General features: G+C 59.0%; 22 protein-coding genes, 1 pseudogene and 1 riboswitch. Of the genes and pseudogenes, 15 read left to right on the top strand and 8 right to left on the bottom strand.

Annotated elements, in window-relative coordinates:
* Nucleotides 1-1037 precede the first annotated feature (1037 nt).
* Entirely contained in the window at nt 1038-1853 is an 816-nt protein-coding gene (locus CX511_RS22265) for a M48 family metallopeptidase (protein ID WP_045188217.1), read from the top strand.
* Between the two features lie 67 nt (nt 1854-1920).
* Here CX511_RS22265 and CX511_RS22260 read toward each other — a convergent pair whose 3' ends face one another.
* The 3 genes from CX511_RS22260 to CX511_RS22250 form a co-directional block, all read right to left on the bottom strand.
* A complete protein-coding gene (locus CX511_RS22260) occupies nt 1921-2508 on the bottom strand; it encodes a TMEM165/GDT1 family protein (protein WP_010225776.1) in 588 nt (195 codons plus the stop codon).
* Nucleotides 2509-2595: 87 nt separating this feature from the next.
* A riboswitch (yybP-ykoY riboswitch) is annotated at nt 2596-2717 on the bottom strand.
* 38 nt (nt 2718-2755) lie between these two features.
* Complete coding sequence (locus CX511_RS22255) at nt 2756-3754, bottom strand: methyltransferase (RefSeq protein ID WP_101292420.1); 999 nt, start codon at nt 3752-3754, stop codon at nt 2756-2758.
* Between the two features lie 49 nt (nt 3755-3803).
* Nucleotides 3804-4769, bottom strand: a complete 966-nt coding sequence (locus CX511_RS22250; protein ID WP_045188085.1) for a 2-hydroxyacid dehydrogenase — start codon at nt 4767-4769, stop codon at nt 3804-3806.
* Between the two features lie 293 nt (nt 4770-5062).
* On the opposite strand from CX511_RS22250, the gene CX511_RS22245 reads away from it, so the two are divergent.
* The 10 genes and pseudogenes from CX511_RS22245 (at nt 5063) to CX511_RS22200 (ending at nt 17770) form a co-directional block, all read left to right on the top strand.
* Nucleotides 5063-5692, top strand: coding sequence for a LysE family translocator (locus CX511_RS22245; RefSeq protein WP_045188087.1), 630 nt, complete (start codon nt 5063-5065; stop codon nt 5690-5692).
* A 124-nt stretch (nt 5693-5816) separates the two neighbouring features.
* Nucleotides 5817-7499: a fatty acid--CoA ligase gene (locus tag CX511_RS22240; protein WP_101292422.1), complete on the top strand. Its 1683-nt coding sequence runs from the start codon at nt 5817-5819 to the stop codon at nt 7497-7499.
* Between the two features lie 338 nt (nt 7500-7837).
* A complete protein-coding gene (locus CX511_RS22235) occupies nt 7838-9721 on the top strand; it encodes a DUF1302 domain-containing protein (protein WP_045188091.1) in 1884 nt (627 codons plus the stop codon).
* 27 nt (nt 9722-9748) lie between these two features.
* On the top strand, nt 9749-11113 hold the full coding sequence (locus tag CX511_RS22230; RefSeq protein WP_045188093.1) for a DUF1329 domain-containing protein: 1365 nt from the start codon (nt 9749-9751) through the stop codon (nt 11111-11113).
* A gap of 204 nt (nt 11114-11317) precedes the next feature.
* Complete coding sequence (locus CX511_RS22225) at nt 11318-14041, top strand: winged helix-turn-helix domain-containing protein (protein WP_101292424.1); 2724 nt, start codon at nt 11318-11320, stop codon at nt 14039-14041.
* 74 nt (nt 14042-14115) lie between these two features.
* Entirely contained in the window at nt 14116-14700 is a 585-nt protein-coding gene (locus CX511_RS22220; RefSeq protein ID WP_101292426.1) for an MliC family protein, read from the top strand.
* 80 nt (nt 14701-14780) lie between these two features.
* On the top strand, nt 14781-15083 hold the full coding sequence (locus CX511_RS22215) for a hypothetical protein (RefSeq protein WP_231353349.1): 303 nt from the start codon (nt 14781-14783) through the stop codon (nt 15081-15083).
* A pseudogene (locus CX511_RS22210) lies at nt 14989-15354 on the top strand (GGDEF domain-containing protein); the annotation flags it as partial. The gene CX511_RS22215 and the pseudogene CX511_RS22210, both read left to right, overlap by 95 nt.
* Before the next feature lie 119 nt (nt 15355-15473).
* Nucleotides 15474-17081, top strand: a complete 1608-nt coding sequence (locus CX511_RS22205; RefSeq protein ID WP_045188101.1) for a tetratricopeptide repeat-containing response regulator — start codon at nt 15474-15476, stop codon at nt 17079-17081.
* A complete protein-coding gene (locus tag CX511_RS22200; protein WP_101292428.1) occupies nt 17078-17770 on the top strand; it encodes a sensor histidine kinase in 693 nt (230 codons plus the stop codon). The genes CX511_RS22205 and CX511_RS22200 overlap by 4 nt, the downstream gene beginning before the upstream one ends.
* A gap of 47 nt (nt 17771-17817) precedes the next feature.
* On the opposite strand, the gene dctM is transcribed toward CX511_RS22200, so the two are convergent.
* The 3 genes from dctM to dctP form a co-directional block, all read right to left on the bottom strand.
* The gene (gene dctM / locus CX511_RS22195) at nt 17818-19098 is read right to left on the bottom strand and encodes a C4-dicarboxylate TRAP transporter large permease protein DctM (RefSeq protein WP_101292430.1); all 1281 of its coding nucleotides are present in this window, start codon (nt 19096-19098) and stop codon (nt 17818-17820) included.
* Nucleotides 19095-19727 (bottom strand): TRAP transporter small permease, encoded by a 633-nt coding sequence (locus CX511_RS22190; protein ID WP_101292432.1) that lies wholly within the window; start codon nt 19725-19727, stop codon nt 19095-19097. The genes dctM and CX511_RS22190 overlap by 4 nt, the downstream gene beginning before the upstream one ends.
* A gap of 62 nt (nt 19728-19789) precedes the next feature.
* Nucleotides 19790-20785, bottom strand: coding sequence for a C4-dicarboxylate TRAP substrate-binding protein DctP (gene dctP / locus CX511_RS22185; RefSeq protein ID WP_101292434.1), 996 nt, complete (start codon nt 20783-20785; stop codon nt 19790-19792).
* A 332-nt stretch (nt 20786-21117) separates the two neighbouring features.
* Between dctP and CX511_RS22180 the strand changes: the two genes are divergently transcribed.
* The 4 genes from CX511_RS22180 to CX511_RS22165 all read left to right on the top strand — a co-directional run bounded on the left by CX511_RS22180 (nt 21118) and on the right by CX511_RS22165 (nt 23804).
* The gene (locus CX511_RS22180; RefSeq protein WP_101292436.1) at nt 21118-21330 is read left to right on the top strand and encodes a hypothetical protein; all 213 of its coding nucleotides are present in this window, start codon (nt 21118-21120) and stop codon (nt 21328-21330) included.
* Nucleotides 21331-21460: 130 nt separating this feature from the next.
* Complete coding sequence (locus CX511_RS22175; RefSeq protein ID WP_101292438.1) at nt 21461-22297, top strand: DUF6502 family protein; 837 nt, start codon at nt 21461-21463, stop codon at nt 22295-22297.
* A gap of 70 nt (nt 22298-22367) precedes the next feature.
* Entirely contained in the window at nt 22368-23012 is a 645-nt protein-coding gene (locus CX511_RS22170; protein WP_045188109.1) for an MBL fold metallo-hydrolase, read from the top strand.
* 96 nt (nt 23013-23108) lie between these two features.
* The gene (locus CX511_RS22165) at nt 23109-23804 is read left to right on the top strand and encodes a YiaD family glycine zipper/OmpA-like lipoprotein (protein ID WP_045188111.1); all 696 of its coding nucleotides are present in this window, start codon (nt 23109-23111) and stop codon (nt 23802-23804) included.
* A gap of 678 nt (nt 23805-24482) precedes the next feature.
* On the opposite strand, the gene CX511_RS22155 is transcribed toward CX511_RS22165, so the two are convergent.
* Nucleotides 24483-25061, bottom strand: coding sequence for a hypothetical protein (locus tag CX511_RS22155; protein ID WP_045188114.1), 579 nt, complete (start codon nt 25059-25061; stop codon nt 24483-24485).
* A gap of 169 nt (nt 25062-25230) precedes the next feature.
* The gene (yihG, locus tag CX511_RS22150; protein ID WP_045188116.1) at nt 25231-26133 is read right to left on the bottom strand and encodes a 1-acylglycerol-3-phosphate O-acyltransferase, YihG family; all 903 of its coding nucleotides are present in this window, start codon (nt 26131-26133) and stop codon (nt 25231-25233) included.
* Nucleotide 26134 lies beyond the last annotated feature (1 nt).

The following is a 26134-nucleotide window of genomic DNA, read 5'->3' as shown; positions in this document are numbered from 1 at the left end:
AGGTGGTTGCGACCCTGGCGTCGAGAGCATCACTGGCTTTTTCACCGAACTTGCTCGGGTCTTTGGTAAAAGCCACCAACCGCCCGTTGCCGGACACCAGGGCCAGCTCCCCGGCACCTTCGTAGAGTTGGCGGTCTGCTGAATTGAGCAGCTCCTGAATGAAGTTCACCGACAGGTCGGCGCCGGCAATCCCCTGGAACTGGCCGTCGATCAGGATCGGCTCAACGAAAGAGGCGAGCATCACCATCTTGTCGCCGACCTTGTAAGGTGCAGGGTCGATCACACAGGCCTTTTTCGAGTCTCGCGAGCACAGGTAATACTCACTCGCACGCACGCCGGTGGCGAGGATGGTCTGATCGTTGACGTCGGCGAGCTTGTCCAGGCCCAGGCTGCCGTCATCATTACGGAACCACCAGGGCAGGAAACGACCATTAGTGCTGTCGATACCGGTAATGGAGGTGCCGACGAAACGGCTGTCATCATGGTCCAGAGCGTTGGCTTCCCAGCCCAGGTAAGTGCCGAGGATCAACGGGTTGGTCACAGCGGTCTGCTTGAGCAAGGCGATCAGCTGTTCGCGCTCGATCTTGAGCTGCGGATTGCCGCTGGCGTCCTTCATGCCCAGCATGGCGTTGCTGGTGGCCAGGCCACGGGCAATCAGCAGAGGCGCCTCCAGGCCACGCTGGATTTCGCTGACTTGCGTGCGTGCCAGGGCGGTCAAACGTTGTTCGATCAATGCCTCGAATTGCTGCTGGGTACGGGTCTGCACCAGCTCCTGGGTGCGCTGGCCGGCGTACACGGCATACAGCACCAGTGCGGCGACAATGCTCAAGACAATGGCACCGGCCAGGGCGGCGACGGAAAACTGGATCGACCTGAACTTCATGAAGGGCTCCAAGCGCAAGAAAGTACGTCTGCCTTGCCTTATCGGCCTGTGCCGGGCAAAGCATGAGTGCCGTCTGGAGAATTCTTCGCTTGGGATATGGCGGGCTCAATCGAGTCGGCCTAGGATACGCGGCATGTTCGAATGGAGTGTTTTCATGCGTAAGTCATTTGTAATCGGCGCCCTGAGTGCCAGCGTACTGCTTTCTGGATGCCAGGCAGTGAACACCACCAGCGGCGGTGCCGTGGGTGTCGAGCGTAAGCAATACATGTTCAGCATGCTGTCGACCGACGAGGTCAACCAGATGTATGCGCAGTCTTACCAGCAGACCCTGGGGGAAGCGTCGAGCAAAGGTGTGTTGGACAAGACCAGCGCCGATGCCAAGCGTGTGAAGGTGATTGCCGACCGGTTGATTGCCCAGGCACCGAAGTTTCGTCCAGATGCGGCGCAGTGGAACTGGGAGGTCAACCTGATCAAGAGCGATGAGCTCAACGCCAACTGCGGCCCAGGTGGCAAGATCTTCTTCTATACCGGGCTGATCGATAAGCTCAAGCTGACCGACGACGAAATTGCGGCCGTCATGGGTCATGAAATTGCTCACGCCCTGCGTGAGCATGGCCGTGAAGCGATGTCCAAGGCCTATGGTGTGCAGATGGCTCGCCAGGGTGCGGGTGCTTTGCTCGGCCTGGGTCAGGACAGCCTGGCAATTGCCGACACCGTGGTGCAGTACAGCATGACCTTGCCCAACAGCCGTTCCAATGAGAACGAAGCGGACCTGATCGGCCTGGAACTGGCCGCGCGTGCCGGTTACAACCCGAATGCAGCGATCAGCTTGTGGGACAAGATGAGCCAGGCCTCGGGTGGTTCGCAGCCGGAGTTCATGAGCACTCACCCAGCTTCGGCCAGCCGTCAGGCTTCGTTGCAGGCGGCAATACCGAAGGTGATGCCGTTGTACGAGCAGGCCAAGAAGTAAGGCGGCGAGGGGCCACGCTGCGGCCCCTCGCCGGCAACGCCGGCTCCCACAGGTCCATAGCAACGGGTCAACCTATCCAGCCACTGACCTGCATTGCCGAGTAGACCGCCACTGCGGCCAGTACAAAGAACGCCGCCGACGCCAGGCGACGAATCAGGGTCAATGGCAGTTTCTCAGCGGCAAAGTTGCCCGCCAGCACCACCGGCACGTTGGCAATCAGCATGCCCAGGGTGGTTCCGATAATGACCATGATCAGGTGCGGATATTGCGCCGCCAGCATCACGGTAGCGACCTGAGTCTTGTCGCCGATCTCGGCAATGAAGAACGCAATCAGCGTGGTCAGGAACGGACCGAAGCGACGTGCCGTGCTGGCTTCGTCATCATCCATTTTGTCTGGAATCAGCGTCCAAAGCGCCGTGGCCGCGAAGCTGGCAGCGAGGATCCAGTGCAGGGTGGCGGCAGAGAAGAAGGTGCTGACCCAGGCGCCGACAGCGCCAGCAGCAGCGTGGTTAGCCAAGGTCGCGGCGATGATACCGGCGATGATCGGCCAGGGTTTGCGAAAGCGGGCAGCGAGGATGAGTGCGAGCAGTTGAGTCTTGTCGCCAATTTCGGCGAGGGCCACGATCGCAGTCGGGACAAGCAATGATTCCAGCATCAGGATTCCTACGGGGGCGGGTCGACACGGCTATGACACGTACAGCCTTCCCGCCCCGGGTAAGGTGTGCGTGTCATAGGTCTTGTCAAACCCTGGGTCCGTCTGTGCGGACCGTGGGTCGCACGCGCCATGGTCTGTGGACCAAGTATGTTGACGCGTACCGGGCGAGCTGGCTGCTCGCGGGAGACTACTCCCCTAGGACGGAGCGGATTCTGCCTAGGCAAATCCGTTTCGGCAAGCGCTGATTTTAACCGCGTATTGCCTGGTAGATCTTGAAGCCTTGTCCTTCGGCACGTACCTGGCAGTTGCCCAAGGCGCCTTCAATCAGTGGTTGGTAGCGCAGGAAGCTGTTGGCAACCAGGCGAAGTTCACCGCCTTTTTTCAGATGATCGGCTGATTTTTTCAACAAGTTTTCCGAAGCCTGGTAATTGGTGTGGACGCCGGTGTGGAACGGCGGATTACTCAGAATCACGTCCAGGCCACGCGGTGCGGCATCGATGCCATCGCCCGCAATCACTTCACCTTGCAAGGCATTGGCAGCCAGCGTCAGGCGACTGCTGGCCACGGCGAACGCATCGACGTCCAGCAGTGTGACCTGGCTTTGCGGGTAGCGACGTTTGATGGTAGCGCCGAGCACACCAGCACCGCAGCCGAAATCGAGGACATGGCCGGTCGGCAGATGATCCAGGTGTTCGAGCAGCAGGGCCGTGCCGCGGTCCAGGCGACCATGGCTGAACACCCCCGGCAAGGTGACAATTTGCAGCGGTCCGTCAGCCAGGGGCAACTCAAAGCGCTCGGCCAGGCTTTCCAATGACTTGGCCTCGGGCGCGTGCTCTACGGTGACTTGCCACAGTTGGCAATGGCGGGCGCTGTCGAGCTTGCGTGGCTTGCCAAAGGCATGCAGCTGTTTCGCCGCGCCTTCGATCCCGCCACGCTTTTCGCCGACCAGATACAGCATTCGTCCGGCCAGTCGCGAGGCCAAGGCATTGAGCAGGTAGTTGGCCAGATCGCGAGATTTGGGCAGAAACAGCACCGCGGCATCGAAACCTTGGGCTGGCGCCTCTACGCCGAAGTGGCTGCGCCCGGCAAAGCGCGCCTCGATCCCCGCCTGATCGCCGGCATGCCAGCTCCAGCCATGGGCGGCCGGCAGCTTGCCGAGCAAGTCATCGGCGGGCAAGCCGGCGAGTAACAGCGAGCCCTGGAAAAGCTCGGCCTGACGAAGCAACACTTCACTGCGCGGGTCCATGGATGGGGCTCCTGAAAAAGTGGCGCAGTTTACCAGAGCCGGGTGCGGCTTAGCCGACCTGTCGGCGCGGGCTGCCGGCAAAAAACGCTGTGGCGTTCTCGCCCAGTTGTTCGACGATGCGCTGGCGTGATTCAACCGCGCCCCAGGCGCTGTGCGGGGTAATGATCAAGCGTGGAATATCGCCCGCCAGCAGTGGGTTGCCATCGACTGGAGGCTCGACGCTCAGCACGTCGGTCGCCGCACCGCCCAGATGACCGGCGCGCAAGGTGTCGGCCAGAGCTTGTTCGTTGATCAGGCCGCCGCGGGCGGTATTGATGACAAAAGCGCCTGGCTTGAGCAGGGCCAGTTCCTCGGCGCCGATCAGGTTGCGCGTGTGTTCGTTGAGGGGGCAATGCAAGGTCAGGGCGTCGACCTGAGGCAGCAGCTCATCCAGCGGCAAGCGGTCTTCTCGAGGAGGGCGTCCGGGCAATTGCCCCAGCAGTACGCGCATGCCAAAGGCTTCGGCCAGGCGCGCCACGGCACCGCCCAATTCACCATGACCGAGCATGCCGAGGGTTTTACCTTCCAGCTCGACGATGGGGAAATCCAGCAGGCAGAACTGCTTGGCCTGGGCCCACTTGCCTGCAGTGACGGCGTGCTGATAGTCCGGCAGGCGTGTGGCCAGTGCCAACAGCAAGGCCAGAGTGTGCTGCGCGACTGACGGTGTGCCATAGCCCTGGCAGTTGCTGACCACGATGCCTTGAACCCGCGCCGCTTGCAGATCGATGTTGTTGGTACCGGTGGCGGCTACCAGGATCAGTTGCAACTGTGGGTTGGCGGCCAGCGTCTGGGCATCGATCATCACCTTGTTGCTAATCGCGACGGTGGCGCCGTGCAGGCGTTCGCTGACCTGCTCGGCGGTCGTGCTCGGATACAGCTTTAAATCGTCGAAACTGTTGCGCAAGCCAGTCAGGTCGAGGTCGCCCAGGTCCAGTGACGCATGGTCGAGAAATACGGCGCGACGAAGGGTGGGCATGGCAGCTCCTGTTGGAAGAAGGGGGTAGGCAAAGCCATCGTAATGGCTCTGTTCGAAGCTCCACAAGCAGGCGGGCATCTGCGAGGCCGCCTTGAACGCTATGTGTGCGTAGCCACTGCCTTCAGGCTGCGATCGGCTGCAAAGCAGTCGTTATTCAGTCACCAGGATGGGACTCAATGGCGGCCGTTTCACGCCCGATCGCAGCCTGGCGGCAGCGGCTACAGGTTGTTACATGTTGTGTCTAGGGCGTAATGTACGGTTCTCATGTTCACCCACTGCCGCAAGGAGCCCCCATGTATTGGGCTGAATTTCTCACAGTTGCCTTGATTCACTTGCTGGCGGTAGCCAGCCCCGGCCCGGACTTTGCTGTAGTGGTGCGCGAAAGCGTGACCCATGGTCGCCGTGCCGGTACCTGGACCGCGTTTGGCGTCGGCATGGCGATCTTCCTGCATGTCGGCTATTCGCTGCTGGGCATCGGTCTGATCGTGTCGCAGTCGATTGTGCTGTTCAACGCACTCAAGTGGCTGGCGGCGGCGTACTTACTCTATATCGGCTTCAAGGCGCTACGCGCCAGCCCTGCCGCACCCGGCAGTGACACTGTGCACGTGTCTACCGTCGAGCGCACGCCACGCGCAGCCTTTGTCGCCGGCTTCATGACCAACGGCCTTAACCCCAAGGCGACCTTGTTCTTCCTGTCGCTGTTCACCGTGGTGATCAATCCGCATACGCCACTGGCGGTCCAGGCCGGTTACGGGCTGTACCTGGCGATGGCCACCGGCCTGTGGTTCTGCCTGGTCGCCATGCTGTTCAGCCAGCAGCGCGTGCGTGCTGGATTCGCCCGTATGGGCCATTGGTTTGATCGCACCATGGGCGCAGTGCTGATTGCTCTGGGTGTGAAGATTGCCTTCACTGAGATGCATTGATGGCGATTTGCCTTTAGCTATTTACCCCGGTCAAATCATTCCTTTGGCTGATTTGACCGGCGTGGTGGCGTTCTAGAGTGGGCTATGTTTTGCCCATCTCGTGCACTCTAGAAAAGGGACTCCTATGTTACAAACCCGTGTCATTGCTCCCGCCGAGGGCGCTTATCAGTTTCCGCTGTTGATCAAGCGCTTGCTGCTGTCTGGCAGTCGCTACGAAAAAACCCGCGAAATCGTCTATCGCGACCAGGTGCGCTATAGCTACCTGACTCTCAGCGAGCGTATCGCGCGGTTGGCGAATGTGCTGACCGAGGCCGGGGTCAAGGCCGGTGACACGGTTGCAGTGATGGATTGGGACAGTCATCGTTATCTGGAATGCATGTTTGCCATCCCGATGATTGGCGCGGTGGTGCACACCATCAACGTGCGCCTGTCACCGGAACAGATTCTCTACACCATGAACCACGCTGAAGACCGCTTTGTGCTGGTCAACAGTGACTTCGTCGGCCTCTACCAAGCCATCGCCGGGCAACTGACCACGGTAGAGAAAACTCTGTTGCTCACCGACGGTGAGCCCAAGACGGCCGAGCTGCCGAACCTGGTCGGCGAATACGAGCAGTTGCTGGCCGCCGCCAGCCCAGTCTACGACTTCCCGGATTTCGACGAGAATTCGGTTGCCACCACCTTCTACACCACCGGTACTACCGGTAACCCTAAAGGCGTGTACTTCACCCACCGGCAACTGGTGCTGCACACCCTGGCCGCAGCCTCGGTAACAGGCAGCATTGACAGTGTGCGGCTGCTGGGCAGTAACGACGTGTACATGCCGATTACACCGATGTTCCACGTGCATGCCTGGGGCATTCCCTACGTGGCGACCATGCTCGGGGTCAAACAGGTCTATCCGGGGCGCTACGAGCCAGAAATGCTCTGCGAGCTGTGGCGCAAGGAGAAGGTCACCTTCTCGCACTGTGTGCCGACCATCCTGCAGATGTTGCTCAACGCCAAAGGCGCGCAAACCCAGGATTTTTGCGGTTGGAAGATTATCATTGGCGGCAGCTCACTGAACCGCGCCCTGTATGAAGCCGCCAAGGCCCATGGCATTCAACTGACCGCTGCTTACGGCATGTCGGAAACCTGCCCGTTGGTGTCCTGCGCTCACCTCAATGACGAGCTGCTGGCAGGCAGCGAAGATGAATGCATCACCTACCGGATCAAAGCGGGCGTGCCGGTGCCCTTGGTGGAGACGGCGATCGTTGATGGTGACGGCAATTTCCTCCCGGCCGACGGCGAAACGCAGGGTGAGTTGGTGCTGCGCGCACCCTGGCTGACCATGGGCTATTTCCGTGAACCGCAGAAGGGCGCCGAACTCTGGCACGGTGGCTGGTTGCACACGGGGGATGTTGCCACCCTCGATAGCATGGGGGTGATCGATATCCGCGACCGCATCAAGGATGTGATCAAGACTGGCGGCGAGTGGATCTCCTCGCTGGAGCTTGAAGACCTGATCAGTCGTCACCCGGCGGTGCGCGAGGTAGCTGTTGTCGGGGTTGCTGATCCGCAGTGGGGCGAGCGACCTTTTGCGCTGTTGGTGGTGCATGATAATCAAGCGATCGATGCCAAGGCGCTCAAGGAACACCTCAAGCCTTTCGTCGAACTGGGGCACATCAACAAGTGGGCGATTCCCAGTCAAATTGCCCTTGTTACTGAAATTCCCAAGACCAGTGTTGGCAAGCTCGATAAGAAGCGCATGCGCCTGGATATTACCGAGTGGCAGACCAGTAACAGTACCTTTCTTTCAACCCTGTGAGGCTGTGCGGGTCGGGCTCAATGGGGTGCGACCCGCAGGATAGACGCATATTGGTCTTGTCAAATGTCGTTTTTCAGCCATTCTTGCCGCTGCCAGTGCTGCGACTGGTGAAGAAAACCGCGGCAGAGGGTCAGCGATGCAAATCACACTTTAGAGGGATCTAGCACCACTACCTGCTGGCTATAGTCGGGTCAGGGGGTTTTCAGGAATGGGGGGCTGCACAGATTTGTGCCTAGCCACTTGTTTGACGATTCAGGTGCGCTCACACCCGTCGAACAAGGCGTTTCTGCAAAGGACTCACTGCCATAAAAATAAAGAAAGTACATGGAGTAGCGTCGATGACATCAGCAAATCTGTTCTGGCGCCGGGCGAAACTGCCATTGGCCGTCAGCCTCGCTTCTACGCTCGCCGGTCCTGCATTCGGCGTCAGTTTCAACATCGGTGAAATCGAAGGCTCGTTTGACTCGTCGCTGTCTGTGGGCGCCAGCTGGTCAACGGCCAAGCCGAACGAGAACCTGATTGGCGTCAACAACGGCGGCAAAGGTTTGTCGCAGACCTCCGATGACGGCCACCTGAACTTCAAGCGCGGTGAAACCTTCTCGAAAATCTTCAAAGGCATCCATGACCTGGAGCTCAAGTACGGCGACACCGGTGTATTCGTGCGTGGCAAGTACTGGTACGACTTCGAACTCAAGGATGAACACCGTGAGTTCAAGGACATCAGTGACTCCAACCGCAAAGAAGGCGCCAAGTCCGCCGGTGGGCAGATTCTCGATGCCTTCGTCTACCATAACTACTCGATTGCCGATCAGCCAGGCTCGGTGCGCTTGGGCAAGCAGGTAGTGAGCTGGGGTGAAAGTACCTTCATCGGCGGTGGTATCAACTCGATCAACCCGATCGACGTGGCCGCGTTCCGCCGTCCTGGGGCCGAGATCAAGGAAGGCCTGATTCCGGTCAACATGTTCTATGTGTCGCAGAGCCTGACCGACAACCTCTCGGCCGAAGCGTTCTACCAGATCGAATGGGACCAGACCGTCGTCGACAACTGCGGCACGTTCTTCTCCCAACCGGACGTTATCGCCGACGGTTGTACCGACAACTTGCGTTTGCTTAACAGCAGCCGCAGCCTGCCGCCACAAGCACTGGGTTTTCTGGCTAGCCAGGGTGTCGACATCAACGAAGAGGGTGTGAAGGTCGACCGTGGCGCAGATCGCGATGCGCGTGACAGTGGTCAATTCGGCGTAGCGTTTCGCTACATGTTCGAGCCACTGGATACTGAGTTCGGCGCGTACTTCATGAATTACCACAGTCGTGCGCCGATTTTCAGTGCCACGGGTGCTGATCCTTCGGTTTATGCCGGCTTGCAGAACCTGCCGCCGCAGCTACAGCCACTGGCGCCGCTGATTGTTGCCGGTAACTCGAAGTACTTCGTTGAGTACCCGGAAGATATCCGTCTGTACGGTTTGAGCTTCTCCACTACCTTGCCTACCGGTACCGCGTGGAGCGGTGAACTCAGCTACCGGCCGAACGCGCCGGTTCAGCTCAATACCACCGATATTCTCTACTCCGGTGTGACGCCAATCCCGGGGTTGGGTAATGCTTCGCTGCTCAAAGGTGTTCCAGGTCAAGACCAGCACGGCTACACCCGTAAGGAAATCACTCAGCTGCAAACGACCTTTACGCACTTCTTCGACCAGGTAATGGGTGCTAGCCGCCTGACCGTAGTGGGTGAAGTCGGCGTTACTCACATCGGTGGTTTGGAGAGTGCGCACAAGATGCGTTATGGCCGTGACCCGGTCTACGGCCCAGGGCCGCTGGAGCCTACCGGCCCGGCGAATACCTGTGAGTTCCTCAACGGGCGGACCATCACGGGTGCTGGCAACAATGCCTCGTCGGCCAACGCCTCGCGCAAATGCGAAAACGATGGTTTCACCACCAGTACCTCCTGGGGCTACCGCGCTCGCGCCATCTGGGACTACAACGACGTGTTTGCCGGGGTCAACCTCAAGCCCAACGTGGCCTGGTCGCATGACGTTTCCGGTTACTCCCCAGGCCCTGGCGGCAACTTCGAAGAAGGGCGCAAGGCGGTCAGCCTGGGCCTGGACGCCGAGTACCAGAACACCTACACCACCAGCCTGTCGTACACCAACTTCTTCGATGGCAAGTACACCACCGTGGATGATCGCGACTTCATTGCCCTCAGCTTCGGCGTGAACTTCTAAGCACACGGATTCAGGATGAGCATGAATATGAAAATGACCAAGAATCTGCTGCAAGCCGGTGTGTTGGGCCTGTCGCTGCTGGCCACCAGCGTCATGGCGGCAGTGTCTGCCGATGAAGCGGCCAAGCTCGGCACCAGCCTGACGCCGATGGGTGCGGAAAAAGCCGGTAACGCCGATGGTTCAATCAGCGCCTGGAAGCCGCTGGCGACCAATGCTGGTGCGGTTGACGCCAAAGGCTTCCTGGCCGACCCGTATGCGGGCGAGAAGCCGTTGTACACCATCACCGCGCAGAACGTTGACCAGTACAAGGACAAACTGTCCCCAGGCCAGATCGCGATGCTCAAACGTTACCCGGACAGCTACAAGCTCCCGGTGTACCCGACTCACCGTGGCGCTACCGTGCCTGACGCCGTGTTTGCCGCGATCAAGAAAAACGCTACCAGTACCAATCTGGTAGGCGGCGGCAACGGCCTGGAAAACTTCGATACCGCCATACCGTTTCCGATTCCCAAGAGCGGTGTCGAGGTCATCTGGAACCACATCACTCGCTATCGCGGCGGCAGCGTGACCCGACTGGTAACCCAGGCCACGCCACAAACCAATGGCTCTTACAGCCTGGTGTATTTCAAGGATCAATTTGTCTTCCGTGACAAAGTCAAGGATTACAATCCGGCCGAGCCAGGTAATGTGCTGTTCTACTTCAAGCAGAATGTGACGGCGCCGGCGCGCCTGGCCGGCACAGTGCTGCTGGTCCATGAGACCCTCGACCAGGTCAAAGAACCGCGTAAGGCATGGGTCTATAATGCCGGTCAGCGCCGTGTACGTGCCGCGCCACAAGTCTCCTACGACGGCCCGGGTACCGCCGCTGACGGTCTGCGAACGTCCGATAACCTGGATATGTTCAATGGCGCACCGGACCGCTACGACTGGAAGCTGGAAGGCAAGAAAGAGCTGTACATCGCCTCCAACAGCTACAAACTCGACTCACCGACACTCAAGTACGCCGACATTATCAAGGCCGGACACATCAATCAGGACTTGAGCCGCTATGAGCTGCGCCGTGTCTGGCATGTGGTTGCGACCTTGAAACCGGGCCAGCGCCACATCTATGCCAAGCGTGATTTCTACATTGATGAAGACACCTGGCAAGCAGCAGTGATCGATCAATACGACGGTCGCAATCAATTGTGGCGTGTTTCCGAGGCCCACTCCCAGGACTACTACAACGTCCAGGTGCCGTGGTACACCCTGGAAGCCATCTACGACCTGCAGTCGGGTCGCTATTTGGCACTGGGCATGAAAAACGAGGAGAAAAAAGCCTACGACTTTGGTTTCACCGCCTCAAAGGCTGATTTCCAGCCCGCAGCGCTTCGCCAGGAAGGTGTGCGCTAAGCTTCAAACCTCCGTGTGATCTCCCAGAACGCCCCGGCTTGCCGGGGCGTTTCTGTTTGTGTGGTCTGTCAGGCGTGGATCTGTTGCTTTTTGTTTTAGTCTTTTTTCTGCAAAGGGCGGCAATCATCTTCAAATGTGCGTGTTTAACCGCTAGTCTGCCCTGATCCGTACTGCCGAAGATTCCCTAACTAAAACGAGCCGGCCATGACTGATCTGTCCCGTACGCAAGGGTTCGCCAGCCAGGCCATGAGCGTCCTGGAAGGACGCTTCTATCGTCCGCCACTGCCTGAAGGGCACGTGCCGCGGGCGCGTTTGTGTCAACGGCTGCAATCTGGGCTGGGCGGGCGCTTGTTGCTGGTCAACGCACCTGCAGGGTTTGGCAAGAGTTCCCTGGCGGTGGAGTTCTGTCAGAGCTTACCCAATCACTGGAGCAGCCTGTGGTTGGGCTTGAGCCGGCGTGACAATGATCCGGGGCGCTTTCTTGAGCGCTTGCTTGAGGGGCTGCAACAGTATTGCCCGGCGCTGGGCAACCAGGCCTTGGGCCTGTTGAAGATGCGCCAGCGCCATCAGCCCTTTGCCTTCGAAGAATGGCTTGATGGCCTGCTTGATGAGTTGGCTCACCATCTGCAGCCACACAATCCGTTGTTACTGGTGCTCGATGACTACCATCTGGCGCAAGGACCGGTTCTTGATCGTTGTCTGCAATTTTTTCTCAACCACCTGCCACCGGGCTTGGTGCTTCTGGTTACCAGCCGTTTGCGCCCGGACTGGCACTTGGCGCGGCTGCGCCTGTCGCGGCAATTGCTTGAGCTCAACGAGCAGGACCTGCGCTTGACCCCCGACGAGTCGTTGGCGGTGTTGGGCCAACAATCAACCAGCTTGCGCGGCCAGGCCCTGGACAACCTGATACAACGCAGTGACGGCTGGATTGCCGGGCTGCGCTTCTGGCAACTGGCCGCCAGCGAGTCGGGGGTCGACAGTGCCTTGCCGCAGGCGTTGCATGGTGGCGAAGGGCTAATCCGTGACTACCTGCTCGAAGAAGTGATCGACATCCTTCCAGCGGAGGTCCAGGCCTTCCTCAATGACACTGCCTGTCAGGAGCGTTTCTGCAGCGAATTGTGCGATGCCCTGCGAGATAGCCACGACAGTGCTGAAATCATCCGTTATCTACAGGCGCATCAGGTCTTTCTGGTGCCGTTAGACGAGAACGGACGCTGGTACCGCTATCACCATCTTTTTTCCGACCTGTTGCGCAGCCGACAGCCCAGTTTGCCGCTGTCGAGCCTGCACTTGCGTGCTTGTCGCTGGTTCCATGGTCAAGGCTTGCTCGACGAGGCCGTGGAGCAGGCGTTGCGTGCAGGGCATCTGGATGTCGCCGCCAACCTGGTACAGAACCTTTCTGAAGAGCAGCTGCTGGCCGAGCAGAATGTCGGCATGTTGCTACGTTGGAAAATGGACCTGCCCGATAGCCTGCTGATCAGCACTCCACGCCTGATTGTGCTTTACAGCTGGGCCTTGGGTCTGGCTGGTCAACTCGACGCCGCCGAAGAGCTGGCCAGTCACTTGAGCCATTTCCTGCCAGCGCCATCGGCGACGGCGCAAAAATCCATGCTGGCGCAATGGCTAGCCTTGAGCGGCGTGATTGCCCGTGGCCGTGGCGATCGCGAGCGTACCTTGGCGTGCTGTGGCGAAGCGCTGCGCAGCCTGCCGCAAAAACGCTACGGCCAACGTCTGGTGTGTTTGTCGACCTTGTCCAACCTGGCCATTGCCGACGCTGACTTCCCGCGTGCACGCAACTGGAATCGCGAGGCCCTGGAGCTGGCGCAGCGCGTGGGCAATCCGCTGTTCGAAGCGCTGGCGCATTACGACCGCGCCCGGGTGCTCCATGCCCGTGGCGAAGTGCTGCGCGCCCTGGAAGAAGTGCGTCAGGGGTTACAGCGTTTGCAAGGGCTATCGGCGCAACGCCTGTACGCGGCACGTGCGCGCCTGACCTTGTACGAGGGTTATCTACTGGCTACGCGCCTGCAAGGGGAGGCCGGGCGTAGCCGCCTGCGCGCCGGCCTGGTCGAGGCGCGAGCTTGCCGCGATATCAGTGTGCTGATCGGCCATTGTGTCATCGCTTCGCTCGATGGCCGCGAAGGGCGCTTTACCGAGGCCTTCAGCGAACTGGCCGAGGCCGAGCGGCTGATGCACATCTGGGATGTGCCGCCGGTTTTCTATCTGGCCATGATTACCTTGGTCAAATGTGAACTGTGGTTGGCGCAGGGGCGCACCGACCTGGCGGAGTCCTGGCTATTGCGCCTGGGGCAGACCTATGGTGGCAAGAAGGCGGCTGCAGCGCCGGAGTTCCATCCCTTGCTACCGTTGCATATCGAGTTGCAACAAGCCTTGCTCGAACGGACTCAAGGACGCCTGGAACAGGCCGGGCAGCGTCTGCAAGCGCTGGTGGAGCGTGGGCAGGCAAGCGGCGGTCAGCTGCTGTGTGTCATCGCACTGTGCCAATGGACTGGCTTGCTGTTGGCCAACAACAGCCCGGTGCAGGCGCGTGATTTACTCAAGTTGAGCCTGGAGGCGGCACGCGGTGGCGCCTTGCAACCGTTTCAGCGGTTGTTGCAGGACCACCCTGTGTGGCTGCGCGAACAGCTGCTGATGCAACCCGCCAGCCCAATTCAGACCAGCCTGCTGGCGTTGTTGCCCGTCAGTGAAAGCGTGGACGTTGCCAGCGCGGGCAGTGAAACCTTGAGCACCCGGGAGAAGGCGGTGTTGGAACTGATTGCCCAAGGTTGCTCCAATCAGGAGATCAGTGAACGGCTGTTTATTTCACTGCATACGGTCAAGACCCACGCCAGCCATATCAACAGCAAGCTGGGCGTCGAACGCCGAACTCAGGCAGTTGCCCGGGCAAAGGCCTTGGGGTTACTGGCCTGAGCAGCGGTTTTGCCGCGTCAGGGTGAATTTCTGCTGTACTCTCTGGCAGGTATTTTCCGCTGGAGGCCTTGTCCATGTTCCGTGCACGCACCCTGGTGCTGGCGACCTGCCTGTTATCCACAGTTGCTGCGTTAGCGGCGCAGGGGCCGTCGTTTTCGTGTGACAACGCTGAGGGCGTGGCACTCAAGGTGTGCCAGAGCCCACAGCTGAGCAAGCTCGACCGCGACCTTGCCGCGCTGTACAAGCGTACCCTTGGGCAAGCCGATAGTGATACCCAAAAGCAGCTCAAGGCCACGCAACGTGGCTGGATCAAGGGTCGCGATGAGTGCTGGAAAGCCAGCGATGTCGATGCTTGTATCCTTGAGCAATACCAGGTGCGCATGGTCAAACTGCATATTCAGTCAGGTGCTGTTCAAGTGCCAGCAGCTGTTGAATTTGACTGCGATGACAGCAGCAAGCCGTTCACTGCAGTCTTCTACACCCAGCTGGAACCGCAGGCGGTAGTGCTTACCTATGGCGATGATCAGACCATCGCCATGGCCCAACCTGCGGCCAGTGGCAGCAAGTATGGCGCCGAAGGTGTTGAGTTTTGGGAGCACCAGGGCGAAGCCAAGGTGAAGTGGTTCGGTGCAGAGCTGAGCTGCCAAGCGGTGCAGTGAGCGGTAACCGACGACAGGCTTTACGACCGGTAGAGGATCGAAGATGATAGCCATTTGCTATCATTTCTAGGCGCCTCACCATGACGCATATGCTGTACATCGTCGTGCTCTGGATCGGCCTGGTCATCCTCTCGATCTTGTGGGTACGTGCGTTGCTGCGCGGACGAGACCTTGAACGGCAGCTATACGCTGGCCAGCCTGTGGATGGTCTGGCAAGTCCTGTGCGCCCGGAAGATATCGAGCGTTACAAGCGCAGCCAGTACTTCGCCCGGATTGGTGGTCTGCAATGGCCACGCCATCGGCGATCAGGTGCTGATGTTTACCGCCAAGAGGCTCAAGCAAATGCTGCGTACGGCCGACACAGTGGCGAGGATTGGTGGTGACGAGTTCGTCCTGACCCTTGAAGGGTTCTCACCCGGTCTGGAACTGGAGGAAGAAATACAGCTGATCTGCAGCAATGTGATCGAATCGCAGGCCTTTGCGATGATCATTTCCGGTGAGTTGTTGCAAATAGGCACCAGCTTGGGCGTGGCGATCTACCCGGATCATGCTGCGAGCATGGATACCTTGATTCACCTTGCCGACCTTGCCATGTATGAAGCCAAGCGCAGTGGTGACAACCAGTTCCGGCTCGCCGCTACAGCCTGTGCATAGCGTTTGTTATCAACACCAGGTGTCGACGCTGAGGTCGCGCCAGATTTATCTGCGAAGCCAGGCTGTGCTTATTGAGGTCTGTGCATCCTTTTTTTTACTTGCCATGTCGGATTTCGTGGATGCAGGTCTACAGCCAAAAAAGTTTTCTGATCGTTGATGATTTCTCCGATTTCCGCAGTTCCGCTCGCTCCATGTTGCGCGAGTTGGGAGTGCGTGATGTCGATACCGCCGACAGTGGTGAGCAGGCTCTGCGCATGTGCGCGCAGAAGCGCTATGACTTCATCCTTCAGGACTTTCACCTCGGCGATGGCAAGAAGAACGGCCAGCAGGTGCTCGAAGACCTGATCCTCGACAAGTTGATCAGCCATGAGTGTGTGTTTCTCATGGTGACCGCTGAAACCAGTCAGGCCATTGTCCTCAGTGCCCTGGAGCATGAGCCCGATGCCTACCTGACCAAGCCGTTCAACCGTATCGGCCTGGCCCAGCGCCTGGAAAAGCTGGTGCAACGCAAAACCCTGCTCAAGCCGATCCTGCAAGCCCTGGACCGTGGTCGCCCGGCCGAGGTGCTGGCGGCCTGCGCCGAGCTGTGCAAGAAGGACCCACGCTTTGCGCCGTTGTGCTTACGCTATCGCGCTGATGCCCTGCGTGATCTCAATCGTTACGACGAACTGGAAAAATTCCTCACCACCATTATTTCTAGCCGCGCTACCCCGTGGGCGTATGCGGCGCTGGGCAGCCTGTTGTACAAACGCAATCAGTTTTCCCAGGCCCAAGGTGTGTATGAACAGGCCCTTAAGGCGTTTCCGCTGATGCCAGGGCTGTACGACGGGTTGGCCGAAGTGTTGGTTGCTCTGGGGGAAAACAAGCGGGCCCAGGGCGTGCTGGAAGAGGCGGTGCGCTTGTCACCGCTGGCGGTGCGTCGGCAGATGATGCTGGGTAAGCTGGCGCTGAACAACGATGACTACGACACCTCTTCCAAGGCCTATCGGCATGCGGTCAACCAGGGGCAGAGTTCTCGTTACAAGGACCCTGAGAGCAACCTCGGTCTGGTCCAGGCATTGATGAGCAAGAACACCGGCAATGGTCTGGATGCGCGCACTCGGGTCGAGATCAACACCGTGCTCAGTGAGGTTGCCAAGGAAAACGTCGAAGACCAGGGGCTGCAGGTTCGGGCGCGGTTGATGAAGGCCGCCAGCCTGCAACAAGCCGGCGACGCCGAAACTGCCGCCAAGCTGACCGAGCAAGCCATGGCCCGCCTGGACAAGATGGAGCAATTTTTCTCGGTGGAAGCGGCGTTGGTGGTCGCCAGCCAATTGCAGAAACTCGGCCAGGAGTCGGCCGGCACCTCGATTTTGAAAAACTGCGTGGAAACCTACGGTGATGACCCCAAGGTCATGCAGAGCGTATCGCGCCTGACCGACGACCCGACAGTGCTCGGGGCGGTGACCGAAGCCGTCGACCTCAACCGTCAAGGCGTGCGCAGCTACCAGGGCGGGCAACTCAGTGAGGCCTTGGCGCTGTTCCGCCGTGCCCTGACGTTGCAACCAAAGAACATCAGCATTGCCCTCAACACCGCCCAGGCCTTATTGCGCATCGGCGGTGAAACGCCACCGCCAGCCTTGATGGATGAATGCCGGGCTTGCCTGACCTGTGTCGCCGGCATCCCTGAAAGCGACAGCCGCTACGACCGCTACCGCAAACTGCACATCCGGGCTTTTGGCGCATGAACCAGGACAATCAGGGGCTGGATTTCTCGACGGTGATCGCTTCCACCGTACACGATATGAAAAACTCCCTGTCAGCCCTGACTCAAGCCCATGGCCAGTGGCTGGCACGCCTGCCAGAGGCCCAGCGCAGCGGCAGTGAGCAAGGAGTGATAGAGCACGAATTCACCCATCTCAACGGCATGCTGGTGCAGTTGCTGGGGCTGTACAAATTGGGTGTCAACCAACTGCCCATGTGCCCGGATTACCACGAGCTGGACGACTTCATCGAAGCTCAGCTGGCGGCTCAGCAGAACCTGCTTCAACACCGTGACATCCTCGCCAGTTGGCGTATCGAGACCGCCAGCCCCCTGGGATTTTTTGACCGCGAGCTGGTTAGCTCGGTGGTCGCCAACATCCTCAACAATGCCATCCGCTACGCAGGGCACACCCTGCTGATCACGGTCAGCGACGAAGATGATCAGCTGCTGCTGAGCATAAACGACGACGGTCCGGGATTTCCGGCGCGAATGCTCGAGCGTCAACACGACTACGTGCAGGGCATTGATGCACGGAGTGGCAGCACCGGGCTGGGCTTGTACTTTGCGGCGCGGATTGCCGCCTTGCATGAGCGCAATGGGGTCAAGGGGCGGATTGAAATTGCCAATGGCGGGGCGTTGGGGGGCGGATTGTTCAGGTTGTATTTGCCGTAATGGCGACAACGGTCGGCTCCCCCGATGGAGCCAACCGTTGCCCCTGTCTACATTCCCAACAAATTAGGCAGTACCAACGAGATCCACGGTACATAGGTGACGAGGATCAGGAACAGCACCAGCAGCGTCAACCACGGCATGGCTGCGCGGACTGTTGCGGTTAGTGGCATGCCGGTCACCGCCGAGGTGACAAACAGGTTCAAGCCCACTGGCGGGGTGATCAGGCCGATCTCCAGGTTGACCACCATGATGATGCCCAGGTGGATCGGGTCGATGCCCAGCTTCATGGCAATGGGGAACAGGATCGGTGCCAGAATCAGGATGATTGCCGAAGGCTCCATGAATGCACCGGCTATCAGCAAGACAATGTTCACCACCAGCAGGAAGGTCACCGGTGTGAGCCCGGCATCGATCACCCAAGCGGTGATCTGCTGCGGCAGTTGTTCGGTGGTCAGCACATGGGCAAACAGCATGGCATTGGCGATGATGAACATCAGCATGATGCTCAGCTTGGCCGACTCCAGCAGCACTTTGGGTGCCTCGATGAAGCTCATGTCCTTATACACGAACAGGGCAATGAAGGCCGAGTACACCGCGGCCACTGCTGCGGCCTCGGTCGGCGTGAACATGCCGCTGTAGATACCGCCGAGGATTATCACCATCAACAGCAAGCCCCAGACAGCCTTGCGCGCGGCCGTCAGCCATTCCTTGAAGGTGGCCCGTGGCAGGGCGGGCAGGTTCTTCTTCACCGCCACGATGTAGATGGCGATCATAAGGATCAGACCCAGCATCAGACCTGGTACCACGCCGGCCATGAACAGCTTGCCCACTGACGTTTCAGTGGCCGCGGCGTACACCACCATCACGATTGACGGCGGAATGAGGATACCCAAGGTCCCGGCGTTGCAGATGATGCCGGCGCCGAAGGCTTGTGGATAACCGGAGCGAACCATTCCGGCAATCGCAATCGAGCCCACTGCCGCCACCGTCGCCGGGCTGGAGCCCGAGAGCGCGGCAAACAGTACGCACGCCAGCACTGCGGCAATCGCCAACCCGCCGCGAATATGCCCCACGCAGGTGTTGGCAAAATCGATCAAGCGCTTTGCCACCCCACCCGTGGTCATGAACGCGCCGGCCAAAAGGAAGAACGGAATCGCCAGCAGGGTGTAGTGTTCCGATGTTTCGAACAACTTGATAGCTAGCGAGCGTACCGAGTCCTGGCTGAACAGCATGATGGTCAGCGACCCGGAGAGGCCCAAAGAAATGGCAATGGGTACGCCGATGAACATCAGCGCGAACAGAGTGACGAACAGGAAGAGAATGGTCATTTTTTATCGTCCTCCTGTTCGGTCAGTTTTAGGGCATCAGCCGCTTCGTCGGCCAGGCCGAGGCCGGTCTGACGGTGACGGAGAATGCGCACGAAGATCTCAGCGAAGCGGATGAACACCAAGGCAAAGCCCAGCGGCACGATCAGACCGACCTGCCATTGCATGATGCCGAAGTGGCCCAGGTCCTCGGCGCCAATACCGGCGCTGAACAGGGTTTGAATCCACTCGAAACTGGCGATGCTCAGCAGGCCTGCATAGCCCAGGCAACACAGGCAGGCAAGCAGACCAAGCCAGCGCTGAGTAGGCTTGCTCGCCAACTTCACCAGAGCATCGACACCTATGTGTCCGGCTACCCGTACGCCATAGGCCAAGCCGAAAAAGATCAGCCAGCCGAACAGTGCCTTGGTCAGGGCGTTGCTCCAGGTCATTGATTGGGCGGCGTCCATTACATGGTCACCGATGCCATTGAGCAGGTCTGCGGCACCGACCCAGCGCTCAGCCAGGCTGTAGAACAAGGTGTAGAGGTTGTTGAGGATGACGTAGACGAAGGTCACCAGGGTCATGGCGGCCAGGAGGAAGACGATAAAGCCCTCCTCGAAGTGTTCCCAGATACGCCGTAAGGCATTCATGCGAATTCTCCGATGCTTGACGGTCACAGCTGCCACCTTGTGGGCGGCAGCTGGCTACGGCCTTACTGCGCCTGATTGGCCGCCTCGGCTGCCTGGATCAGGTCGGTGCCGATTTCACCTTCGAACTTTTTCCACACCGGCTTCATCGCCGTACGCCATTGCTCCCGCTCCTCGGGTGTCAGGGTAATGATTTCAGTCGTTTTGGCCGCCAGAATGCGTTCCTTGTCGCCCTGGTTGAGAGCCTCGGCTTCTTTGTTCACGTGTTGGGTGACTTCTGTGATGATCTTTTCCAGCTCTGGTTTCACATCAGGCGGCAGGCCGTTCCAGAACTGGGTATTGGTGATCAGCATGTAGTCCAGTACACCATGGTTGGATTCGGTGATGTACTTCTGTACCTCGTGCATTTTCTGGCTGTAGATGTTCGAGTAGGGGTTCTCCGCACCGTTGACTACCCCGGTCTGCAGGCCTTGATAAACCTCGGCGAAGCTCATCTTGCGCGGGTTGGCACGCACCGCCTTGAACTGCTCTTCCAGTACGGCCGAAGCCTGTACGCGGAATTTCAGACCGCGTGCGTCTGCAGGCACGCGCAGCGCTTTGTTGGCCGACAGCTGTTTCATGCCGTTGTGCCAATAGGCCAGGCCGGTGATGTTCTTGTCTTCCATGGACTTGAGCAGGCCTTGTCCGGCTGGGCTCAATTGGAAGCGGTTAACGGCATTGATGTCGTTGAACAGAAAGGGCAGGTCAAACAGCTGGACCTTTTTGGTGTACTGCTCGAACTTTGCCAGCGATGGCGCGATGATCTGCACGTCCCCGAGCAGCAGTGCTTCCATTTCCTTGCCGTCACCGAATAGCGATGAGTTCGGGTAGACATCGACCTTGACCTTACCGGGCAGGCGTTCCTCTACCAGTTTCTTGAACATCAGCGCGCCTTGCCCCTTGGGCGTCGAGTCAGCCACGACATGGGAAAACTTGATGGTGATTGGATCGGCCGCCTGAGTCCAACTGGTGACCGAAAGGGTGAGTGCGCAAACCAGCGCCTTGAGCTTGGGAGTAAACATCCAGGTACTTCCTCTTGTTGTTGTAGTGCTGCTCCTTGCGCTGACGCGCGTAGGCAGGTGTTGACCCCGGCAAGTTTAGGCGGCAATTCGAGACTTGTTTTGTGCGAGATCAATATCGGTGTCGGCGTTGGTATGGGAGCCACGTGTTGCTGACACTCGAATTGGCTTAGAGCCACCGGTCGGCTTTTCTCGACGCGCCTTGATGCTGCGGGGAAAGACGACTAACTTTTTTATGTGGGAAAATTTCCCACGAAAAATAAACAAAACAACACACACAACGAATGCCCGGCTTGATTTGACGTTTCTCGCGGTAAATGACCAGGAGACCGAAGATGCAGCCTCATAGGCTGTTCAACAAAGCGCTATTGGCGATAGCCATAGCAGGCGTGCTATCGGCCACAATCGTGTTGGTCCCCGATTCTATTTCCGACAGTTTCAGTGCCTACGCCAAAGATGGCGGGGGGGGCGGCGGCCATGGCGGTGGCGGCGGTGGCCACGGTAACCACGTCGGCGGCGAACCGGGTGACGATAACGGCAGGAGCTGAATGACAGCGACGGAATCCCATACAAGACCCATAAGGCGAGGTTTTGTATGGGCGTTGATTCCACCCATGCAGCGCATGGGAATTTTTCCCGCGCCGCTATACTGAGGGCCTCTGGTAAGGAACCTGTTGAATGCAATCGCCCACGCTCCCTCCCTCGTTGTTAAACGCGCTGCGCCGGGTCATGCGCCCATTGGTGCGGTTGATGTTGCGTAAGGGCATCACCTACACGGTGTTCGTCGATCTGCTCAAGGACGTGTTCGTCGACGTCGCTGATCGTGAATTCCGCCTGGACGACAAACCGTCGAGTGACAGCCGCATCAGCTTGCTCACCGGTGTGCATCGCAAAGACGTCCGGCGTCTGCGTCATGACAGCGACGCCACGCCTGCGGCGCTGCCAGAAAACATCACCTTGGGGGCGCAGTTGGTCACTGTCTGGACCAACAGCCGCCCCTTCTGCAAGCGCGTTGGCCAGGCCTTAGCCCTGCCACGCCTGGCGAGTGCTGGCGGCGAGGCTTCTTTTGATGCCCTGGTGGCCAAGGTCAGCACGGACATCCGCGCGCGGGTGGTGCTCGACGAATGGTTGCGCCTGGGCGTCGTGCGTGTTGATGAACAGGACTGTGTACACCTTGAAGCCCAGGCCTTTTTGCCGCAGAAGGGCTTCGATGAGAAAGCGGCCTATCTGGGCCATAACCTGCACGATCATGCCAGCGCTGCGGTGCATAACCTGACCAGCGAAGGCCGGCCCTACTTTGAACGCAGCGTGCACTATGACGCTCTGGCACCGGCCAGTGTCGAGGCCCTACGCGAGGCAGTGGCCAGTGAAGGCATGGAGACGTTGCTGGCGTTCAGTCGGCTTGCCGCTGATCTGGAAAAGCGTGATTTATCCAGCCTTGATCCGCGTCAGCGCATCACCATCGGGCTTTATTTTTACACTGAGCCTAATTCGCCAACGGCTCCTGCGCCATGATGCTCCCTGTGCGCCCCCTTCACTTTTCGCACTGTGCCAAAAATGTGCCATTAACTTTACAGGAACACCCATGGAAGCCGCAAAGCCCGCGCTAATACGAGAAACCTTCCCCGTCGGCCCTTTGCAGTGCAACTGCACCATTATTGGCGACCCGATCAGCAAGAAAGCCATCGTCGTCGATCCGGGCGGTAACCATGAGCAGATCCTGGCCCGTCTGGATGCCCATGGCCTGAAGGTAGTGAGCATCATCCATACCCATGCACACCTGGATCACTTTCTCGCCTCCGGGCAATTGAAGGAAAAGACCGGCGCCACCTTGCACCTGCACAAAGACGACCAGTTCCTCTGGGACAACCTGGAAATGCAATGCCAGATGTTCGGCGTACCCTATACCCCGGTGCCGTCGCCAGACCGCTGGTTGGCCGATGATGAAGAGCTGGCCTGCGGATGCGGTGTGGCGCTGCATACCCCTGGGCACACCCCAGGCTCGATGAGTTTCTGGTTTGCCGAAGCCAAGCTGCTGATTGCTGGCGACACCCTGTTTCGCCGCGGCATTGGGCGCACAGACTTGTGGGGAGGGGACCAAGCGACCATCGTTCGCTCGATCAAGCAGCGCCTGTACAGCCTGGATGAGGACGCCACGGTGGTCACCGGCCATGGCCCGGATACGCGGCTGGGTGATGAGATGCGCCAGAATCCTTTTGTGCGCGCCTGATTTTTCAGGGAATTTTTTTGACCTTTTGCACTCCAAGGCTGGCACAGAACCGCAAAACGGTCGCCTGTACTTTCGAATTACAGTAGGAGCTTGTCAATGTTCACCATGCGTCGTTTGATTATCGTCGCTACCGTTGCCGCACTGATGTCCGGTTGCGCCAACCAGAATCCGTACGACAGCCAGGGTCAGGCGCAACAAGGCTCCACCGGGATGAGCAAAACCGCCAAGTATGGCGGTCTGGGTGCGTTGGCCGGTGCGATTGCAGGTGCTGCCATCGATCACGACAACCGTGGCAAAGGTGCGCTGATCGGCGCTGCCGCTGTGGGCGCCGCTGCTGCCGGTTACGGCTACTACGCCGACAAACAAGAAGCCGCGCTGCGTGCCAGCATGGCCAACACCGGTGTTGAAGTTCAGCGCCAAGGTGATCAGATCAAGCTGATCATGCCGGGCAATATCACCTTCGCAACCGATTCGGCGAATATCGCCCCAAGTTTCTACTCGCCGCTGAACAACCTGGCCAACTCGTTCAAGCAGTACAACCAGAACACCATTGAAGTGGTCGGCTTCACTGACAGCACTGGCAGCCGCCAGCACAACATGGACCTGTCTCAGCGTCGTGCGCAGTCGGTGGTCAGCTACCTGACCTCACAAGGTGTCGACGCCAGCCGCGTCAGCGCCCGTGGCTTGGGCCCGGACCAGCCGATTGCCAGCAACGGCGACGCCAACGGCCGTGCGCAGAACCGTCGGGTAGAGGTCAACCTCAAGCCGATTCCTGGTCAGCAGTACCAGTAAGTTTCTGCCGATGTGAAAAAGGGGAGCTAGGCTCCCCTTTTTTTGTGCCCGGATTTTGCCCCGCACTGGTGTTACGCAGGTCCTAGGACATACCCTACGAAGTCTGTCGCCCTGCATATGATTGCTCCGGGGGAAATACGCCACTAGGCTCACTGGGTCGCTAACAAATTAGCGATCGGGTTTTCCTTTTGTCTCGGTTCGCCAACCCGCGTACAGCCGCCACCCATTCATTTGGCGACGATTCGGTGGTGGCTCCATTTCAAAAGGAGCTTCACCATGAAAAAATCGTTCCCGACCCACCCGAATTCCACCTGCTCGAAACCACAGAAACCCCCTTCGGACATCTGCGATGTCGGGCATCCGCCGTTATTTGCCGTGTGTGCTGGGGTCAATGTCGAAGGTGCTTTGGTGCATGCGGCGCTCTATCTGAAGTGCGCGAGCCCGGGCGAGGCTTTGTCCAGTCGACCTTGCACTCGATGGAACTGGCCAAGGGGCTGATTGATGCCTTGCTAGATGGGCTGGAGAGCCGTGGGATAAGTTGATACTGCGCTGAGCTGTAGCCGCTGCCGCCAGGCTGCGATCGGCTGCGCAGCAGTCGTCATCCAGTCACCAAGAGGGGCCTGCATGACGGCCGTTTCACGCCCGATCGCAGCCTGGCGGCAGCGGCTACGGAGCTGTTTAGTGCTGGGTCTTAATGGTCAGCACATCGGTAAAGACCATGTCGACAGTCTGGCCAACCTTCAAGTTTTTCATCTTCTCTTGCAGTTCCGGATCTTCAACCTTGACCACCTTCTGCGGGCCTTCTGGCGGCAGCAGGGTGACCTCGTGAGTTTTCAGGTCAACCTTGGTGATCTTCGACGTGATCTTGATCTGGCGGAACGCTTCGCCACCCGGGTTCGGGTTGTCTTTGGTCGCACGGATCACGCCGGCTTCTTTGCTGGCACCCGGTTCGCCACCGACAGTGGTGTCGAGCACAGTGGCTACGGAGCGGGTGACGTGCACATTGACTTGGTCGCCGACTTTCAAGTTACCCAGGGCCTTGGCCTTGTCAGTTAGCTGGATCGGTACCTGAGTGTTATTGGGGCCTTCAACCGTTACCAGGCGCTTATCCATATCGATGGCCAGGACTTTGGTTACCACGTCATCTTCAAGTGCGGTGCCACTGATCAGAATATCTTCTGCATGCACCGAGAAACTGGCTGCAGTCATGAGCGAAGCAAGGGCAATGGCGTGGGTCAGGGTGCGCAGCGGTTTCATAGGCTTACATTCCGTGTGATGGCAGATATAGAGAAGCTTCAGGTGCGAAACGTCTGCGAGAGAGCATAGATGCTGGAAGGCGATTCGTGGAGGGCAAGGCGATTTTCTGTTGATCTGCCTCAGTCCCAAGGGGAAGAAAACTTCCCGCTTGGGTGCATCCTCACGCCAATCAGGCGGAAGGCGCGTGGTGCAGGCGTTCGAGCAGGGCATCCTTGTCTTGCCACAGCTGGTTGATCCATTGCTGAAAGGCCAGGCGATAGGCCTCATCCTGGTCATAGTTTTTACCAAGGAATTCCTGCGGGATCGGCAGTTCTTCAAGCTGCACGACGAAGTGTTTCACCCGTCCGCACAGCAGGTCCCAGAACCCCGGTGCACCTTCTGGGTAATGAAGGGTGACGTTGATGATCGACTGCAGCTGCTCGCCCATGGCATCGAGGACAAAGGCAATGCCGCCCGCCTTGGGTTTGAGCAGGTGCTTGTATGGCGACTGCTGCTGGCGATGCTTGGCCGGGGTGAAGCGGGTGCCTTCGGCAAAGTTGAAAATCGCCGTCGGCTTACCGCGAAACTTGGCGCAGGTGCGGCGCGTGGTTTCCAGGTCCTTGCCGGCCTTTTCCGGGTGTTTGGCCAAGTAGGCCTTGGAGTAGCGCTTCATGAACGGGAAGCCCAGCGCCCACCAGGCCAGGCCAATCACCGGCACCCAGATCAGCACTTGCTTGAGAAAGAACTTCAGCGGCCGAATACGGCGGTTGAGCACGTACTGCAGCACCAGGATGTCTACCCAGCTCTGATGATTGCTGGTGATCAAGTAGCTGTGCTGGTAGTCCAGCCCGGCCAGGCCGTCGACTTGCCAGCGTGCCTTGCCCAACAGGTTGATCCAGGCGTTGTTATTGCTGATCCAGGCTTCATGGATAAGGCGCATCAGCTCGTCGGTGATGCGCTGCGCTGCGGTGAACGGCAAGCACAGCTTGAACAGGCTGACAATGAACAACGGCGTGCAGCAGACAATGGTGTTGAGCCCCAGCAGCAGCGAGGCAATGACCCCGCGTAGTGGCGCGGGTAGAAATCCGAGCATG

The organism is Pseudomonas sp. S06B 330 (genome assembly GCF_002845275.2).
Lineage (GTDB): Bacteria > Pseudomonadota > Gammaproteobacteria > Pseudomonadales > Pseudomonadaceae > Aquipseudomonas.
This window is presented reverse-complemented; position numbering and strand designations above follow the sequence as displayed.

Coding starts and splice junctions, on each gene's coding strand:
- CX511_RS22250 (WP_045188085.1), bottom strand. CDS start 4,769: ATGCCCACCCTTCGTCGCGCCGTATTTCTCGACCATGCGTCACTGGAC.
- dctM (WP_101292430.1), bottom strand. CDS start 19,098: ATGACCATTCTCTTCCTGTTCGTCACTCTGTTCGCGCTGATGTTCATC.
- CX511_RS22180 (WP_101292436.1), top strand. CDS start 21,118: ATGCAGCCTCATAGGCTGTTCAACAAAGCGCTATTGGCGATAGCCATA.
- CX511_RS22225 (WP_101292424.1), top strand. CDS start 11,318: ATGACTGATCTGTCCCGTACGCAAGGGTTCGCCAGCCAGGCCATGAGC.
- CX511_RS22155 (WP_045188114.1), bottom strand. CDS start 25,061: ATGAAACCGCTGCGCACCCTGACCCACGCCATTGCCCTTGCTTCGCTC.
- CX511_RS22170 (WP_045188109.1), top strand. CDS start 22,368: ATGGAAGCCGCAAAGCCCGCGCTAATACGAGAAACCTTCCCCGTCGGC.
- dctP (WP_101292434.1), bottom strand. CDS start 20,785: ATGTTTACTCCCAAGCTCAAGGCGCTGGTTTGCGCACTCACCCTTTCG.
- CX511_RS22255 (WP_101292420.1), bottom strand. CDS start 3,754: ATGGACCCGCGCAGTGAAGTGTTGCTTCGTCAGGCCGAGCTTTTCCAG.
- CX511_RS22260 (WP_010225776.1), bottom strand. CDS start 2,508: ATGCTGGAATCATTGCTTGTCCCGACTGCGATCGTGGCCCTCGCCGAA.
- CX511_RS22190 (WP_101292432.1), bottom strand. CDS start 19,727: ATGAATGCCTTACGGCGTATCTGGGAACACTTCGAGGAGGGCTTTATC.
- CX511_RS22240 (WP_101292422.1), top strand. CDS start 5,817: ATGTTACAAACCCGTGTCATTGCTCCCGCCGAGGGCGCTTATCAGTTT.
- CX511_RS22265 (WP_045188217.1), top strand. CDS start 1,038: ATGCGTAAGTCATTTGTAATCGGCGCCCTGAGTGCCAGCGTACTGCTT.
- CX511_RS22200 (WP_101292428.1), top strand. CDS start 17,078: ATGAACCAGGACAATCAGGGGCTGGATTTCTCGACGGTGATCGCTTCC.
- CX511_RS22215 (WP_231353349.1), top strand. CDS start 14,781: ATGACGCATATGCTGTACATCGTCGTGCTCTGGATCGGCCTGGTCATC.
- CX511_RS22205 (WP_045188101.1), top strand. CDS start 15,474: ATGCAGGTCTACAGCCAAAAAAGTTTTCTGATCGTTGATGATTTCTCC.
- CX511_RS22175 (WP_101292438.1), top strand. CDS start 21,461: ATGCAATCGCCCACGCTCCCTCCCTCGTTGTTAAACGCGCTGCGCCGG.
- CX511_RS22165 (WP_045188111.1), top strand. CDS start 23,109: ATGTTCACCATGCGTCGTTTGATTATCGTCGCTACCGTTGCCGCACTG.
- CX511_RS22230 (WP_045188093.1), top strand. CDS start 9,749: ATGAAAATGACCAAGAATCTGCTGCAAGCCGGTGTGTTGGGCCTGTCG.
- CX511_RS22220 (WP_101292426.1), top strand. CDS start 14,116: ATGTTCCGTGCACGCACCCTGGTGCTGGCGACCTGCCTGTTATCCACA.
- CX511_RS22235 (WP_045188091.1), top strand. CDS start 7,838: ATGACATCAGCAAATCTGTTCTGGCGCCGGGCGAAACTGCCATTGGCC.
- yihG (WP_045188116.1), bottom strand. CDS start 26,133: ATGCTCGGATTTCTACCCGCGCCACTACGCGGGGTCATTGCCTCGCTG.
- CX511_RS22245 (WP_045188087.1), top strand. CDS start 5,063: ATGTATTGGGCTGAATTTCTCACAGTTGCCTTGATTCACTTGCTGGCG.